At 32.5% G+C, this 17,432-nt stretch carries 11 protein-coding genes; all 11 read left to right on the top strand.

What is annotated here, in order from left to right:
- The 11 genes from WHD07_RS07820 (at position 1) to WHD07_RS07770 (ending at position 17,303) form a co-directional block, all read left to right on the top strand.
- Positions 1–885 carry a sialate O-acetylesterase gene (locus WHD07_RS07820; RefSeq protein ID WP_343330723.1) on the top strand — a complete coding sequence of 295 codons (885 nt, stop codon included), beginning with the start codon at positions 1–3 and terminating at the stop codon, positions 883–885.
- 4 nt (positions 886–889) lie between these two features.
- Positions 890–2,425 carry a sulfatase gene (locus WHD07_RS07815; protein WP_343330722.1) on the top strand — a complete coding sequence of 512 codons (1,536 nt, stop codon included), beginning with the start codon at positions 890–892 and terminating at the stop codon, positions 2,423–2,425.
- Between the two features lie 182 nt (positions 2,426–2,607).
- Positions 2,608–4,029 (top strand): sulfatase, encoded by a 1,422-nt coding sequence (locus WHD07_RS07810; protein WP_343330721.1) that lies wholly within the window; start codon positions 2,608–2,610, stop codon positions 4,027–4,029.
- Between the two features lie 23 nt (positions 4,030–4,052).
- Positions 4,053–5,594, top strand: a complete 1,542-nt coding sequence (locus WHD07_RS07805; protein ID WP_343330720.1) for a sulfatase — start codon at positions 4,053–4,055, stop codon at positions 5,592–5,594.
- Between the two features lie 339 nt (positions 5,595–5,933).
- Entirely contained in the window at positions 5,934–7,859 is a 1,926-nt protein-coding gene (locus tag WHD07_RS07800) for an FAD-dependent oxidoreductase (RefSeq protein ID WP_343330719.1), read from the top strand.
- A gap of 136 nt (positions 7,860–7,995) precedes the next feature.
- Complete coding sequence (locus WHD07_RS07795) at positions 7,996–8,217, top strand: hypothetical protein (protein ID WP_343330718.1); 222 nt, start codon at positions 7,996–7,998, stop codon at positions 8,215–8,217.
- Between the two features lie 152 nt (positions 8,218–8,369).
- A complete protein-coding gene (locus WHD07_RS07790; RefSeq protein WP_343330717.1) occupies positions 8,370–9,842 on the top strand; it encodes a sulfatase in 1,473 nt (490 codons plus the stop codon).
- A gap of 185 nt (positions 9,843–10,027) precedes the next feature.
- The gene (locus WHD07_RS07785; protein ID WP_343330716.1) at positions 10,028–12,718 is read left to right on the top strand and encodes a hypothetical protein; all 2,691 of its coding nucleotides are present in this window, start codon (positions 10,028–10,030) and stop codon (positions 12,716–12,718) included.
- 2 nt (positions 12,719–12,720) lie between these two features.
- Positions 12,721–14,232 (top strand): sulfatase, encoded by a 1,512-nt coding sequence (locus WHD07_RS07780; protein ID WP_343330715.1) that lies wholly within the window; start codon positions 12,721–12,723, stop codon positions 14,230–14,232.
- A gap of 1 nt (position 14,233) precedes the next feature.
- On the top strand, positions 14,234–15,766 hold the full coding sequence (locus tag WHD07_RS07775; protein ID WP_343330714.1) for an arylsulfatase: 1,533 nt from the start codon (positions 14,234–14,236) through the stop codon (positions 15,764–15,766).
- A 13-nt stretch (positions 15,767–15,779) separates the two neighbouring features.
- The gene (locus WHD07_RS07770; RefSeq protein ID WP_343330713.1) at positions 15,780–17,303 is read left to right on the top strand and encodes a sulfatase; all 1,524 of its coding nucleotides are present in this window, start codon (positions 15,780–15,782) and stop codon (positions 17,301–17,303) included.
- Positions 17,304–17,432 lie beyond the last annotated feature (129 nt).

Below are 17,432 nucleotides of genomic sequence, written 5' to 3'. Positions count from 1 at the left end.
ATGAAAAAAGGTAAATTTTTTCCAATCATAATGTTGTTTTTATTGTTTTCTTGTGCTGCTATTTCTCAAGAAAATAACGAAGTACAAGTTGTTTTCTTAGCAGGACAATCTAACATGGCAGGCGCAGGAAATTATGACGATTTGGATGATGCAATCAAAAAAAGAATAGACAAAGTTGCTGATCGGGTTTTTGTGAGTCAATCTAATACTGCACAATCTCCTTTGTCATATTATAAAAATAAGCCGAGTAAAAAGTATGCTTTTACAAAACGATTTGGTCCTGAATTATTAGTAGGATTAACCTTGGCAGAGAAATATCCGAAGAAAGAATTTTTGTTGATAAAACATGCAAAAGGCGGAACTGCTTTGTATGGTGCATGGAACCCCAATTGGACTCTTGAAAAAGCGAAAGAAATTGAAAAAGGAGAGAAAAAGCAAAGCTGGAATTTGGTGCAACAACACATTAATTTGATCAATGAAAATTTAAAGATTTTAAAAGAAAAGGGAAAGTCGTATAAAATTATTGGCATGACTTGGATGCAAGGAGAAAATGATGCGGTTTTAGAAAAAGCGGCCACAACTTACAAAGAGACTTTAGAAAAGTTAATTCAGAAATACAGAACTACTTTTCATGAGAAGAATATGCCTTTTGTATTCGGACAAATAAACTCTAGATATGGTGTTAAAAACGGAGCAAAAACCGTGAGAGTACAAATGGAAAAAGCTGCCTTAGAAATACCTAATGTGGTTTTGATAAAAACGAGTACAGATACAAGTTGGTCAGATTTTCCTAAAAATCCAGATAATGTGCATTACAATGCCGAAGGTCAATTAAGACTGGGAACTGCCTTTGCTAAAGAATTAATAAAACTATCAAACAAATAACAAAATGAAAAGACAATATTCTTATTTCATACTTAGAATTTTATGCATTCTAATATTAACCACAACTTTTACTGCTTGCAGTCAAAAAGAACAACCAATTAAAAAACCCAATATTTTATGGGTGGTAGCAGAAGATTTATCCCCATTTATGGGCATTTATGGAGATTCTATTAACAAAGGTCACACGCCTGTTATTGATAAATTGGCGGCAGAAGGTGTTTTATTTAAACGTGCTTATGCAACTGCTCCAGTGTGTTCTGCAAGTAGATCTGCATTTATAACTGGCGTGTATCAAACTACAACAGGTACGCATAATCATAGATCAAATAGATTTACAGATGGCGAAATTGTACCAGAAGATTTAAAAATTAAATTGCCAGAAAATATGGAAACAATTCCGGAATTGATGAAAGCAGCAGGATACTTTACTTTTAATAGTGGTAAAGATGATTATAATTTTGATTACGATAGAAGGGCTTTGTATGATACAGGAACAAAAGAAGATTACAAGGCAGGAATGAATGGTTGGCAGGGAAATTTTGCGATTGATTACAAAACCGTTACAAATTATGTTTGGAATGCCAGAAAGGATAAAAACCAGCCTTGGTTCGGACAAGTAGAAATTATGGGTGGTAAAAAAGATTACCAATATGTTAGAGAAGGCGAAAAATTAGATACCTATAGCGTGCCAATGCCTACTTATTTTCCAGATATAAAATCGCAAAGAGAAGCGTGGACACAACATTATAATGCCAATAGAGGATCTGACGTAACGTTAGAAAAAATAATAAAACAATTAAAAGCAGATGGTGAATTTGAAAATACCATTATATTTTTCTTTTCAGATCACGGAAGTAATTCGTCTTTAAGACACAAACAGTTTTGTTATGAAGGTGGTTTGTTAGTTCCTTTAATTATCAAAGGAAATAACCCAGCCTTAAAAGCAGGAACTGTAAGAAACGATTTGGTTTCTTTATTAGATGTTTCTGCAACTACATTGGCTTTGGGTAAAGCAAAAATGCCATCTTATTTAGTAGGACAAGATTTGTTTGCGAAGAATTATAAAGAAAAAGAATATGTAATTGGTGCAAGAGACAGATGTGATTATACCATTGATAGAATTAGATCGGTTGTTTCTGAAGATTACAGATATATCCGTAACTATTTTCCTGATAGACCAATGTTACAAGCAGGTTACAGAGACAATAAAAAGATTGTAAAAGACTTAAGAGCATTGCACGAAAAAGGAGCATTAACACCTTATCAAGATGAATTTTGGTTTGGAGTTCGTCCTACAGAAGAGTTGTATGATTTAAAGAAAGATCCAGATCAGATGAATAATTTAGCGTTGAATGCAGATTTTGCTGAGGTCTTAAAAGAACATAGAACTGTTTTAGAAAATTGGATTAAAGAAACAGGTGATAAAGGGCAATTTCCGGAAGCTGCTGCACAATTAAAAGCAACGTATGATATGTGGAAAGACAGACCAAGATTTCGTGATGCAAAAGTAAATCCAGAATACGATCAGTTTAAAAAATAAAAGGAAACAACCTTTTAAGAATGCAAGTTTACAAGAGAATCGTGTTTACAAAAATGTTGTAAACACGATTTTTTTTGCGTTTAAAATTATATTTTTCTACTATTAAATACATTTTATAAACGTATAAATACAATCATTTTGATATTTTGAGGTTTCTTCGTTAAAAATTAAATAACGCAAATATGAAATCTCACCGCATCAAAAATGTTTGTATAATAGCTTTATTACTATTTACATTTTCAACTTTTAGTCAAAATAAGAAATCGAAACCGAATGTATTATTCATTATGGTAGATGATTTAAATGATTGGGTAGGTGCATTTGGTAGAAATCCTCAAACCAAAACGCCTAATATAGATGCATTAGCCAGTAAGAGTACCATTTTTAAAAATGCGTATTGTTCTGCACCTTTGTGCAACCCTTCTAGAACAAGTATCATGTCTGGTTATAGACCTTCTACAACTGGAGTTTATGGTAATTCGGAAGTTTTTAGAAATTTAAAAGGTTTCGAAAACACCGTTACAATTCCTCAGTATTTCGAGCAAAATGGCTACAAAACGGCAGCAGCAGGAAAAATATTTCACAGTCCTAGAGGAAAAGGAAAAGAACCAAAAGAAGGTAGTGATCCAGGATCTTTTCAACAAGAAAGAAAAGGTGGTTTAGGGGGGACTTATCCGGATAAAAAAGACCTACAAACTCATGGTTTAAATCTTAAAAAATACGGAGTAAAAGGTTCTTTCTTAAGATCTTTTGATTGGTTTCCTGTAGATGTTTCTTTAGAAGAAAATAATGATTTTGAATCGGCAGATTATGCTGCTAAATTTTTACAAGAAAAGCATGATAAACCTTTCTTTTTGGCTTGTGGTATTTTTAGACCTCACTTACCTTGGTATGCTCCAAAAGAGTTTTTTGATCTGTATAATTTAGATGATATTAAACTACCAGGAACCTTAAAAAATGATTTGGATGATGTGGGTAAAATGGGACAAAATATGGCTAAAAAAGGAGTTCATAAATCTATTTTAGACCATGGTAAATGGAAAGAAGCAGTAAGAGCTTATATGGCAAATATTTCTTTTGCAGATGCTTGTGTTGGTCATTTATTAAACGGGTTAAAAGAAAGTAAATACGCTAACAACACCATTATTGTTTTAATGGGAGATCATGGTTGGCATTTAGGAGAAAAAGAACATTGGTCTAAAAATGTTTTGTGGGAACGTTCTGCAAAAACGCCTTTGTTAATTTTTGATCCAACAGATGGTACCGGAAAAGTAAGTACCTCTTTGGTTTCTTTATTAGACGTGTATCCAACTTTAGTTGAAATGGCAAACTTGCCAGATAACAAGGTGTTAGAAGGAAAAAGTATTTATGATTTGGTAAAAAATCCCAATCATGAAATTAAAGAATATGTTTTAACATCTAAGGCAAAGGGAATTCATTCTTTACGAAGTAAAACGCATAGATATACTGTTTATTCTGATGGTTTTGAAGAATTGTACGACCATAGAATTGATGCTAATGAGTGGACAAATATTGCTAGTAATGCATCAAATAAAGAAATTTTAAATAAATTTAGAAAAGAATTAAAAAGGATCTTAAAATAAAAGATTTTCAACACCCTTTTAGCATGAAAAAACAGCTTACAAATTTTAGTGTTTTAATAATAATCGTAACTTTTTTTACGTCTTGTAGTGTTTCTAAAAAAGAGGTTTCTAAAGAAAATAAAAAACCCAATATCGTATTTATATTAGTAGATGATATGGGCTACGCAGATGTTGGTTTTAATGGTTCAACCTATTTTGAAACTCCCAATATAGATGCGTTGGCAAAAGAGAGTTTGGTGTTAGATAATGCGTATATGTATCCAACATGTTCTCCATCTAGAACCGCTATTTTTACAGGAAAACAATCTTTTAGAACCGGTGTGTATACAGTACCAGTTTTAGAAAAAGGAGACGCTCAAGAAAATATTTTTTCTAGATGGACTGTTGGTAAAGAGCATCCTATTTATGCAGAACCTTTAGCAGAAGCAGGCTACAAGTCTATTCATTTAGGGAAATGGCATATTGTTGGCCCTTATCCGCAGAAAGAATTGGCTAAAACATATCCTTTAAAAGAAAGATTATCACAGCCAGATGCAGGAGATTATAGTTGGGTAGCCAATCATAAAACACCAGAAGTACAACAATATTATCCTGAAGGAAGAGGTTTTATAAAAAATGTTGGAGGTAGTTTTAGAGGAGATCCTGCTTATGAAAAAGGAGGTTATAAAAGTGAAGCTGGTGGTTATTGGGCTCCTTTTAGCAATCCGTTTATAACAAAAAAAGATACAGATAATTGGTTAACAGATCGTTTAACAGATGATGCTATTGCCTTTATTGATGAACATAAAGAAGAGCCTTTTTTAATCAACCTAAACTTTTACGCTGTTCACAGACCAATAAAATATAGAAGTAAAGAATTGTATCAAAAATATTTTGAAAAAGCAGGAGATACTATTACTGGTCAGGGTTTGCACGATAAGAAAAAGAAACACGAATATTTTGCCAGTTATGCCACTATGGTAGCATCTGTAGATGATAATATAAAACGAATTGTAGATTACTTAGATGCGAATCATCTTAGAGAAAATACGGTTATTATTTTCACGTCAGACAATGGATTTCATAGTATGGCAAGTGCCAATGATTTAATGCGTGGTTCTAAAGGATCTATTTATGAAGGAGGAATTAGAGTGCCTATGTTTATCAATTGGCCAAATAAAGTTGCGCCAAGAAGAAGTGATGTTGCTGTAAGTGGATTAGATGTTTTTCCAACCTTAATGAATTTAGCGAATGTGCATGATTTTAAAGGAACTTTAGATGGAAATTCAATGACAAATTTATTTCAAAAAGATGATAAAAAACTAACAGAAAGACCTTTGTTTTGGCATTTAGCAAGTAGATATAAAAACGGAACGTGTTCTGTAATTAGAAAAGGAGATTATAAGTTAATTCAGTTTTTGGCAGATGGAAAACTAGAATTGTACAATTTAAAGGAGGATCCTAAAGAATCAAAAGATTTGTCTAATATCGAATTAAAAACAACACAAAACCTATTAAAAGAATTGGTTTCTTGGAGAAAGGAAAACAACGTTCCTTTGCCACCAAATTCGGTATTGCCTTTTTAATTCTTAATCCGTTTTACCTTTTTTTGCGTTACTTTTAAGTAAGAAAATGAAAAAATAAGAATTGATTGATTGTCAATTTTTAAAACATATATAAAACAGCATTCTATTTAGGTGCTGTTTTTTTGTACTTCATGGATTGGAGGTGTAAAACTTCTCTGATGGCTTCATAAAGTAATGTTTCCTATAAAAAAAATCGCAGTTATTCTGAGGTGGTTTTGGTTATAAGTTATAGAGAAATTACTGATAATGACTTAGAGATACACAATAATTATCCACAAAAACAAGCAACCTTCCGTTTTCTATTATTATTGGTAGAACCAAAGTATAAAAGGACATCAAATGAAAAGAAGAGACTTTTTTAAAAAAGGAACAACAGGAGTTTTAGCAGCAAGTTTGTTTCCTATTATGGGAGATATTTCTGCACAAACTTCTAATAATAATATATTGTTTAAGGAAGAAGAAATATTAAGAGAACGTTTAAAAACCAATCCTATACGTAGAAAAACATTAGATGTAGATGTTGCTGTTATTGGTGGAGGAATGTCTGGTATTTCTGCCGCAGTTTCCGCGGCCCGAAATGGCGCTAAAGTAGTTTTAGTACAAGACAGACCCGTTTTAGGTGGTAATGCTTCTAGTGAAATGAGAGTTACTGTAAATGGAACTCAAAGTTTGTTAAATAAGCATAAGATAGAAAGAGAAACCGGTATTGTAGAAGAACTTTTAATTGAAAACTGGCATTACAATCCGCAAGAATCTTATCCTGTTTGGGATCATGTTTTATATAATTATGTAGTACGAGAAAAAAATCTAACACTGCTATTAAATACAACTGCGTTGGATGTAAATATGGATGGCAACAAGATTAAATCTGTGGTGTGTCGTCAATTAACAACCGAAACAGATTTTACCATAAATGCACCTACTTTTTGTGATTGTTCTGGAGATGGATTTGTAGCTGCAAGTGCAGGAGCAGAATTTAGACAAGGACGTGAAGGCAAAGCAGAATTTAATGAGCAATTTGCACCAGATAAACCAGACGGTTGGGTAATGGGAGATTGTTTTATGATGATTACCAAAGACATGGGAAGGCCAGTGCCTTTTTACGCACCAGAATATGCAATTCCTTTTGATGCGGAAACGGCATTTAAAGACAAACACAGAAAAGTAAAACAAGTTAAAGAAGGTTTTTGGTGGGTAGAATTAAGTAGTGAGGTAGATATTATTGGAGAAAGAGATGAAATTCGTCATCGATTAATGGCTCATTTTTATGGCGTTTGGGATCATATAAAAAATTCTGGAGATTTTCCTGAAGCAGACAATATGGTTTTAGATTGGGTAGGTTCTATTCCTGGTAGAAGAGAATCTAGAAGGTTTGTGGGAGATTATATTTTATGTGAACCCGATATGTTAGGCTTGCGTCATTTTGATGATGCCATTGCCTTTGGTGGTTGGTCTTTAGACGAACATTGCCCTGGCGGAATTGAAAACCTTAAGGAGCCAGCAAGTTATTTTCATTCAAGATTTAAAGATGTATATCAAATTCCATTTAGAAGTTTGTATTCTAAAAATATAGAAAATTTATTATTTGCTGGTAGAAATGTGAGTGTTACGCATATTGCGCTTTCATCAACAAGAATTATTGGTACTTGTGCAATGATGGGGCAAGCAGCCGGAACAGCAGCTGCAATGTGTGCAGAAAAAGGAATATCGCCAAGAGAATTGTATCAAAATAATATAAATGATTTGCAAGAGCAATTGTTAAGAGACGATTCTTATTTTCCTCATAGACCTGCTGTAGATAGTAAAGACAAAGCAAAAAATGCGAGTTTAATTTTTGCTTCTTCCACAAGTTCTGGTGATGTAAAAAACTTAACCGATGGAGTTGGTAGAGATGAGGTTGATAAAATTCATCATTGGCAATCAGACGGATTAAATGCAGAAGTACAGTTAGAGTGGAACAAGCCACAAAATTTTACAAGTGTAGAAATGAAGTTTGATACCAATTTACAACGTAAAATTAATTTCCATAAAAACCCTGCAAAAAATGAAGGTCAGGTTATGGGCATTCCTCCAGAATTGGTGAAAGAATTTACGGTGGAAGCACGTGTACAAGGAAGCTGGAAAGAAGTTGGTAAAAAAGACTATAATATTACAAGGTTGGTCAAAATAAATTTTGATGAAGTAAAAGCTACAGCTATTCGTTTACAACTGAAAAGTACACACGGAAAAGAAAATATTAGAATGTATGAAGTTCGCTGTTATTAAACAATTATTTTATCAATAAATAAAAACTATGATTCCTCTTAAAAAGCCTGTTTGTTTTTTATTGCTATTTATTTTATGCTTTTCAGTACATCTATCGGCACAAAAGAAAAAGACACTGGTAGACTTTTTTCTACCAATGGAACCTCAAAAAGCTTTAGTTTCAGAAGGGATTTGGGGAGATTCAAATGTAATTCCTAGAGATACCACAAATGGATTGGAAGATGCTACATTAAAAAAATGGTGTTATTGGGATGGACGCATTGTAAAAGATGATGAAGGAAAATACCATATGTACGCAAGTCGTTGGGATCAAAAATATGCTCATAGCAAAGGTTGGCATAAATTAGTCTTCCTTTAGGGACTTTCCGTTTTATAGATGTTGAATTAGAAGAAAAATTATAGGTTCATAAATTAGAGTTTTGACATTAATCAATAGGTTAAAAAATTCATAATGAATAAAAAGCATTAACTTGTTAATTAGTTATTAGCAGATATAAATGATGGTTGTCTATGCATAAAAGAAAAATTTCATTTCCGATTACCTTAATATTGATTTTTACAATCTTATCTACAGCTTGTACAGCTCAATTACATAAAAAAGGAAACTTAAAACAGCAAACAAAACAACCCAACATTGTTTTCTTATTAGTAGATGATTTAGGTTTTGGAGATTTTGGTTGTTATGGTGCCCAATTTAATGAAACGCCAAATATTGATAAATTAGCAAGCCAAGGTATGTTGTTTAAGAATGCGTATGCAGCAGCCACGGTTTGTTCACCTTCTAGAGGCGCTATTTTAACGGGGCAATATCCTGCAAGAACGCACCTTACAGATTGGATTGCAGGACATGAGTTTCCAAATGCAAAATTGTCGGTTCCAGATTGGAATATACGAATCGAACATCAATTAACTACGTTACCAGAAGCGTTAAAAGAAGGAGGGTACGCAACCGCTTTTTTTGGAAAATGGCATTTAATGCCTTCTAATCAGCCTGATTTTGAAGAACATTACCCAACCAATCACGGATTTGATATTAATGTTGGAGGACGAGAATGGGGACAACCTAAGGGAAAAGGAAAATATTTTTCGCCTTTTGAAATGCCTAATTTAGACGATGGAAAACCAGGAGATTTTTTAACAGATAAGTTAACAGATGCTGCGCTTCAATTTATAGATACTACAAATAAAAAGAATCCTTTCTTATTATACTTTTCTTATTACACAGTACACGGACCTGTTATGTGTCCGCCCAAATTAGAAGAAAAATATAAAGAAAAAGCTAAAAATTTCATCAATTCAAAAAATGAATACATCAATCCTAAAAGAGCAGGAATGGTGGAAGCATTAGACAATAGTGTGGGGAGACTTGTTGAAAAACTAGAAGAACTAGGAATTTCAGAAAATACAATTATTGTACTTACTGGAGATAATGGAGGTAATTTTGATGAGACAACAGGAGGTTTAAAAGGCTATAAAGGTTTTTCACACGAAGGAGGCGTTAGAGAGCCTTTAATTGTAAAATGGCCAGGGAAAACAAAGGGAGGTTCTGTAAGTGATGAGGTGGTGATTGGAACAGATTTTTATCCAACATTCTTAGATGTTGCCAATTTACCGTTACGTCCAAAGGACCATAAAGATGGAATTAGTATGCTTCCGTTGCTAAATGGGACTTCAAAAAAACTAGATAGAGACACTTTTTATTGGCATTATCCTCATTATCATAGAACCAAACCTTATGGAGCCATTAGAAAAGGAAATTACAAATTGATACAGTTTTTTGAGGATGGAAGATTGGAATTGTATGATTTATCTGTAGATCCAAATGAAACCCATAATATTGCTGTAACTCAACCTGAAATTGCATCAAAATTACTTGAAAATTTAAAAGAATGGCAAGTTTCTGTAGGTACACAAATGATGAAAGAAAATCCGAATTATGATGTTGAAAAAGCAGCTATCAAAAGGAAAAATAAAGGAATGTAAATACTGTTTTAAAAGAAATACTATTGAAAACAGAAAAGGTTTAATTTCAAAAAGGAATTAGACCTTTTCTGTTTTTTTGAAGTCTAAATTTTGAATATAAATTCACAAATACATTTTTTTTACGCAATCACACCTATTTTTAACGAAAGAAAGTGAAATTCGATATTCTAAAATTAAAAATCATTATGAATCACAGTAAAATCTTTAATTCTTATTTTTTTAAATGGATGCAACCAGTTTTTACGATTGTCATTTTATTTACAGGAAATATTTTTTTAGCACAAAATTTTTCTACACAAACAAACAACATTAGAAATTCTGTTATTGGAGAAATCAATAATACATCCGTTTTATTTGTATCAGAATTAAGTACAAGTTTAGCCGCTTACACACTTACAGGAAAAGGACTTTGGAATTATAAGATAGATACACCTTCGGTTATTTTCGAAATTTTAGCAGAAGACTTCAATAAAGATGGTAATGATGATTTACTGGCCGTTGCAGGTAATGGAATAGTGTATTGTATTAATAGTGATGGAAGTTTACTTTGGGAATATACACCAGATCATAAAGTACGTTTGTCGGAAATTGCTGTCGTAAAAAATGGTGATAAAATTCAAATTTTTACAGGTGGTAATGATAACCAATTGTATGAATTAAATGAGAAAGGATTACTAGTTTCATCAACCAAAATTGAAGGTGTTGTAAGAAAAATTGAAGCAGGTAATTTTATAGATAAAGATAAAGAATCACTTTTTGTAATGACGTATTACCATGATAAGTTTCGTTGGGAATTTATGGGGATTTTAGATGCAGATACCAAACAAGTGCTTACGGAAACTACTATAAAAAAGAAAGAATTAAAAGACTTAACTAAAATAATGGTTACAGATATTTCTGTATCGGATATTAATAAAAATGGTAAAGATGAAATTTTGTTTTTTGGAGACCTTTCTTGGACACCAATGTTTTTTGGATTAGATGGTAACTTTAATATTGTTTCTCACTATAAAGGAAACAGAAAAAGAGATTTACAAAGATATGCACACCTAAAAGGGATTAGTTTACAGCCTGTAAAAGATGAAATAGCCATGCAATATGGTGGTCTTTTGTATCGAATAGATTTAAAAGGAAACCTAATAGAAACTAAAGGAGAAAAATACGATCAATTAGTTTTTAGTGATTTTGTTTTGGATAAAAAAAGCAAACAATTAATTGCAACAGGAGAAGTTGATGGTGGTAATGGGGTTTACTTCTTTAATTTAGAAAAGAAAAATTGGCTTAAAACTTCGCAAGAATTACAAGGTACAATGGCTCGTGTAAAAGATAATTTAGACAAGCTATACAAACAAACACTAAATTTTGAGTTGCCTAGTTATCAAAAAAAATCTGACAAAAGTTGGGTGATGATTACTAAAAATTCGGAAGATGCTAAGATTAAAAAATTACATGGTAATGATATCAAATTTGTCATTCAGAAATCTCCAAAAGAAGCTACAGACAGAACGTATTTGGTAAATAAAATAGGAGAGTCTGCATTAAAAAAAGACAAGAGAGGAAAATACCAAGACACAAGAGCAGAAATTATTCAAATGGCGAGAGACTATGAGGCAGAAAATCAGCCTTTTACTTTTTGGGCAGGACATGGAAACGATCCTTTTTATATTCAAATAGAAACGTTAGAAGAAATTTTAAGAGTAGCTCCAACTACCTGTTACGGTTTTGTCTATGCAGAAATGGACAATGTAAAAGATCCAAGAGTTCAACATTTTGTAAAAGAGTATATGCCTAGATTGGCAAAAGCGATTAGAAAAAATAACAAAGCAAAATTATATTTCAGATATAAAAACATGTTTTGGGCGGCAACGTCTCATTTACCACTTTGGAAAGAGCTATTTTTCTCTGGAAAATATAGTGATATTTTAGCGCCTGCATCAGAAGATACAAGTAATAGAATTCAAGATTTAAATTTAGCGGGTAGAGTTGGTATGTTTACCGGTGGTTATGTAAATGATTTTGCTATGCGTTTAATTGATGACAATCCAACAAGTTGGAGGCCATTAACTCCGGGAGGACAAAATTCTGTTTCTCCATATTTAAGACAAGGAGTGATGATGGCTGCTTACGGAGCGCGATACGGAGTGGTTTCTACCTCTGGTTTTGTAGAAAAACCTGGACTTAATATTTTATTTGCGTTGATGAAATCTGGCGTTTTACCAATTGTAGAAAAAGAGAATATACAATCTATTAGTTCTTGGCATTTAATAAAAGATATTGATGAAAAATTGGTGCATTCTGTAGATACACATCACGAAATAAAACAATACAAAAAGGATGATGAAAATGCTGTTTTTTCTGTAGGACAAATGCATTGGGCAGGAACCGATATTCCGAGTCATGATTATTCTAAAATTGCTTTGGGTGTAGCTTACAGATGGTTAAATTATATACCAGAAATGCCAAACGGAATGGTGCCAATTGCGCCTATAGAATCTGAAAAAGAATTATTAAAATCAAAGGCTCTTTTTAGTATTAGTAACGGAAAACAAGGGTTTTTAAATAATGAATTTGTTGCTGCAAATAAATACGAATCAACCTTTAAAGATATTGTAGAAAGTGGTGCAAAACAATTACCAATTTTGGTAAAAGGCGCTGCATGGTCTGCTATTAAAATTGATGAAAATCACACAAGAATTATCTTATTAGATCAAGGATATATAGAACCACAAGATAGAGATGTAATCATTACTTTTCAGCATAGAAAACCAAGTTTGGCAACAGATATTTTAAGTAAAGAAAATTTAAATATTACAAAGGATGCCATCAAATTAACGGTTCCTGCGGGTTCTATTAGATGTATTGATATAACGTATTAATCATGAAAAAAACACCATTATTTTTATTGTTCGCACTAATTTTTTTTTCAAATTATGCACAAAAACAGCAACAACCAAATATTCTTTTTGTGGTTATTGATGACCTAAATGATTGGGTGGGTCCATTAAACGGTAACAAGCAAGCCATCACCCCAAATATGGATAAATTTACCAAAAGTGGCACAATGGTTTTTAAGAATGCAGTTACTCCAGCACCAATTTGTGGTCCTTCTCGTTCAGCATTTTTATCTGGTTTTTTACCGAGTACTTCTGGTATTTATGGCAATGCACATAATATGTTGTATTCAGATATTGTAAAAGAGAATCCAACAATGCCAGAGTATTTTTCATTAAACGGATACCATACATTATCTAATGGAAAAATTTTTCACAAACACGGTACTAAAAATGGGTTAACAGATTTTGGTGAGTGGGCGTATGATGAATTTGCAAGAGCAAGAAGGTATAATAATGATGCAGCAGATAAAAATTTAGTAACTTCTTCTAAAGGAGGCGTTATAAATGGCATTGTAAAACTAGCGTATAAAGAAACGAAAGCAAAATTAAGTTGGGGACCAACCAAAGAAACCTTTGAAGAAACGGTAGATTATGGGGTTGCAGATTGGGCAAAAAAGCAATTACAACGAGATTTTGACAAACCATTTTTTATGTCCGTAGGTTTTATAAAACCACATTTACCTTGGTTTGTTCCAAAAGAATTTTTTGACATGTATGATGTAAATCAAATTGAAGATTTACTCCTAAAAGAAGATGATTTAGCAGATATTATAGATGACGAAGGGAAACAAAAATTTAAGGCATCAGAAGAATATAAATGGATTAAAAAGCACCATTTGTCTAAAGAAGCAACAAGAGCATATTTGGCAAATATTAGTTTTGTAGATAAATGTTTTGGTGTTGTTATGGATGCTTTAGAAAAAAGTGGTCATGCAGATAATACGATTGTGGTAATTTTAGGAGATCATGGTTGGCATTTGGGAGAAAAGCAACGTTATTTAAAAAATACTTTGTGGGCAGAAGCCGTAAAACCGCCCTTGTTTGTAAAGCTTCCGGGGATGAAAAAAACAATCATTTCAGACAGTCCTGTTAGTTTGTTAGACGTGTATCCAACTCTAATAAGTTTGGCGAATTTGCCTAAAAAAGAAAATTTAGATGGACATGATTTTTCAAGTGTATTAGAAAATCCGGCATCAGAATGGAATTATCCAGGAGTTACCGTTTCTACGGAAGGAACATCAGTATTGACCGAAAAGTTTCATTTTATTCAATATTTAACAGGAGAAGAAGAGCTGTACGATGTAGTTAAAGACCCTAATGAATGGAATAATTTAATTAGAGAAGCTACATATAAAAAAGAAATTACAACATTAAAAAAATGGGTTCCTAAAGAAAGAGCAAAACCGAGTAAGGAAAGGTATAAAAAACCAAAGAATTATGTAGATGCAGATCAAGATCCAACCATTAAAGCCACGCGTAAATTTAAAATAAAATAAGATGATGAAATTAAGAGTAGTATATAGTATTTTTTGTTTTTTTCTGTTTGTAACTTCATTTCAAGCACAGAATTCTAAACCCAATATTGTTGTTATTATGGCAGATGATATTGGAGTGGGAGATATTGGGTATTACAACAAAATTAGAACAGGCAAAACTCCTGTGGTACCAACACCTAATTTAGATAAAATAGCCAAAGAATCGATGCGTTTTTCAGATGCACATTCACCTGCGCCATTATGTGCACCAACACGATTTTCTATGTTAACAGGAAATTATACGTATAGAAATAAAAGATCTTTTGGTGTTTGGACACCAGAAGCGGATGCTTTAATTGACCCAGAGTTTACTACAGGTGCAAGAATTGCAAAAAAGGGTGGTTATACAACTGCTTTCTTTGGTAAATGGGGTTTAGGAGGTTCTTGGATTCGAGAAGGAAAAGGTAAAAAAGTAGATTTTTCAAAAGAAAATGCAGGAGCATTAACCTATGGATTTGATTATGCTTTAGAATTGCCAGAAGGGTTGCAAAATGAGCCTTATGCTTTTTATGAAAATCAAGAATGGATGAAATTAAAACCGACTTCAGTTTTAAAAGATTTAGATGCTGTGCAAACAGGTTATGCATATGCTAAAAAGCACAAAACAAGAGGTGGAATTGGAGATTCTAATTGGAACCCAGCAGATGTAGGTTTCATTTTAGCAGACAAAGCTGTACAATATATTGAAAGACAAAAAAAGGATACACCTTTTTATATGTATTACTGTAGTCAAGCAGTGCATATACCGCATACTCCTCCGGTAAGTTTTAATGATAAAAAAGTTAAAGGTGTTACACCTGGTTATCATGGAGATATGGTTCACGAATTAGACTTACAAGTAGGAATGATTGTAGACGCTTTAAAGAAGTCTGGAGCATATGAAAATACCTTGTTTATTTTTACATCAGACAATGGAGGTTTAAAATTTGATAAAGGAATGAAAGCTGCTGGTCATGATGCTAGTAACGGAATGGAAGGCCAAAAAGGATCTATTTTTGAAGGTGGACATAGAGTGCCATTTTTTGCTATTTGGCCTGGTAAAATAAAACCTAATACAGTATCTAATGAACCAATTATTGCACATGATATTGTAGCAACAATTGCTGCTTTAACAGATCAAAAATTAGACAATACTAAAGTATTTGATTCAGCAAACTTAGTACCTTACTTTTTAGGAACATCAACAAAAAAAGCACACGATTATTTATTGCATCAATCTGCAAGCGGACCAACGTATGCTATTAGAGATGGCGATTTTAAGTTGATTATGAGTTTAGGTGGTAAAGGCAAAACAAAAGCAAATAATGAATTAAAGAATAAAGGAGTTATTATAGCAAAATTAACCCCAACACACTTATTCAATTTAAAAGATAACTTAAATGAAGTGGCATCTAAGAATTTGTTAAACAACCCGAAATACAAAGAGAGAGTAGAAACGATGCTTGCTACATTTAAAGAATTAAGAAAAACAAAGGCAGCTACAGTATCTTATTAACTATTACAAAATAATGAAAAAAATGAAATTAAAAGGAATTCTATTATTGTCTTTTACGTGTGTATTTAGCTTTACGAGTTGCACAGGTCAAAAAACAGTTACAAATCAAGACAAAAAAGAAGTTGTATCAAGCACAACTCAAAAACCAAATTTAATCATTATTCATACCGATGAGCATAATTTTAGAACCATAAGTGCGTATCAAAATTTATTGCCAGAAGAACAAGCATTTGTATGGGGAAAAGGAAACAATTCTAAAACACCAAATATCGATAAATTGGCAAATGAAGGAGCCATTGCAACAAGTTATTATTGTGCAGCGCCAGTTTGTACGCCATCGAGAGCTTCTTTAGTTACAGGTTTGCATCCAGGATCTACAGGTGCACCAAAAAACGGAATGCATATTAGTGAGAACATTCCAACATTTGCCACTATTTTAAGAGACCAAGGTTATGCAACTTCTTATGTAGGAAAATGGCATTTGGCAGGTCATGAAAAATACACTTTCGGAATTAAATACAAAGCAGGTTTTGATGATAATCGATATATGATGAAAGGTGGACACGCTCCTTATTTTCATATAAAAGACGGTAAGTTTAAAGGGATAAACGAAAAAGTTGCTGCAAAATTACCTAAAGAGGAGGTAATTCATTTAACAGATTTTTTTACTGATAAAACTTTAGAAATTTTAGAAAGAGATAAAAATAAACCCTTTGCTTTGATGCTTTCTATTCCAGATCCTCATACGCCAGATTACGCAAAACCACCTTATGATACAATGTATCAAGATTTAGATATTAAATCGCCTAAAACGATGGCTTCAAAATATACTGCAATAAAACCATCTTGGGCGGGTGGAAAAGGTAAAAAAGACAATAATGAAGCTATTGGAAAAAAAGCATTTACAAATGAGAAAAATGCGTTAAAGCAATATTTTGGTATGGTAAGCCATATTGATGATAGTGTTGGTAGAATACTTCAATTTTTAGAAGATAACAACCTAACAGAAAATACCATTGTAGTATTTACTTCAGATCATGGAGATATGTTTTTTGAACATAATAGACGTAACAAAGGAGTGCCTTATGAAGGATCTGCAAGAATTCCTTTTTTGATTCGTTACCCAAATAAAATTCCTTCGGGAAAAGTGATAAATACTGCGTACACAAATGTAGATTTTGCGCCAACTATTTTAAGTTTGATGGATGTAAAAACGGATGCAAAGTTTCAAGGTTTAGATACTTCAGAAGATTTTACAAATAATAAAAAAGAAGTTACAAGTGATCGGATTACTTATTTCGCCAAGTCTGGCGGATGGTGGGCTGCAGCAGTAACAGACAGGTATAAGCTGGTTATCGATAAAAAAGAAAAACCTTATTTATTCGATTTACAAAAAGATCCAGATGAGTTGATAAACTTTTATTACGATAAAGAATATGCAGCCATTGCAAAAAAGATGCAAACAGAATTATTTAAACAAATGAATGAATTTGATGAGCCAGGTTTAAAGGTAAATCAGAAATATATTACAGAATAAACACCTTTATTTAAGGTAAAATTGAGTAGGGTTTGGGTAAATTGTTTTTAACATTTAGGCAAATCCTATTTATCTTTATAAGATTAATACGTATTGCTATATTCATAATTTTTAACGAATAAAAACATT

Source organism: Polaribacter staleyi (genome assembly GCF_038024045.1).
GTDB classification, from domain to species: domain Bacteria; phylum Bacteroidota; class Bacteroidia; order Flavobacteriales; family Flavobacteriaceae; genus Polaribacter; species Polaribacter butkevichii.
This window is presented reverse-complemented; position numbering and strand designations above follow the sequence as displayed.

Excerpts from the sequence above, each read along its gene's own strand:
- WHD07_RS07785 (WP_343330716.1), top strand. The coding sequence starts at position 10,028 with ATGAATCACAGTAAAATCTTTAATTCTTATTTTTTTAAATGGATGCAA.
- WHD07_RS07820 (WP_343330723.1), top strand. The coding sequence starts at position 1 with ATGAAAAAAGGTAAATTTTTTCCAATCATAATGTTGTTTTTATTGTTT.
- WHD07_RS07790 (WP_343330717.1), top strand. The coding sequence starts at position 8,370 with ATGCATAAAAGAAAAATTTCATTTCCGATTACCTTAATATTGATTTTT.
- WHD07_RS07810 (WP_343330721.1), top strand. The coding sequence starts at position 2,608 with ATGAAATCTCACCGCATCAAAAATGTTTGTATAATAGCTTTATTACTA.
- WHD07_RS07800 (WP_343330719.1), top strand. The coding sequence starts at position 5,934 with ATGAAAAGAAGAGACTTTTTTAAAAAAGGAACAACAGGAGTTTTAGCA.
- WHD07_RS07775 (WP_343330714.1), top strand. The coding sequence starts at position 14,234 with ATGATGAAATTAAGAGTAGTATATAGTATTTTTTGTTTTTTTCTGTTT.
- WHD07_RS07805 (WP_343330720.1), top strand. The coding sequence starts at position 4,053 with ATGAAAAAACAGCTTACAAATTTTAGTGTTTTAATAATAATCGTAACT.
- WHD07_RS07770 (WP_343330713.1), top strand. The coding sequence starts at position 15,780 with ATGAAAAAAATGAAATTAAAAGGAATTCTATTATTGTCTTTTACGTGT.
- WHD07_RS07815 (WP_343330722.1), top strand. The coding sequence starts at position 890 with ATGAAAAGACAATATTCTTATTTCATACTTAGAATTTTATGCATTCTA.
- WHD07_RS07795 (WP_343330718.1), top strand. The coding sequence starts at position 7,996 with ATGGAACCTCAAAAAGCTTTAGTTTCAGAAGGGATTTGGGGAGATTCA.
- WHD07_RS07780 (WP_343330715.1), top strand. The coding sequence starts at position 12,721 with ATGAAAAAAACACCATTATTTTTATTGTTCGCACTAATTTTTTTTTCA.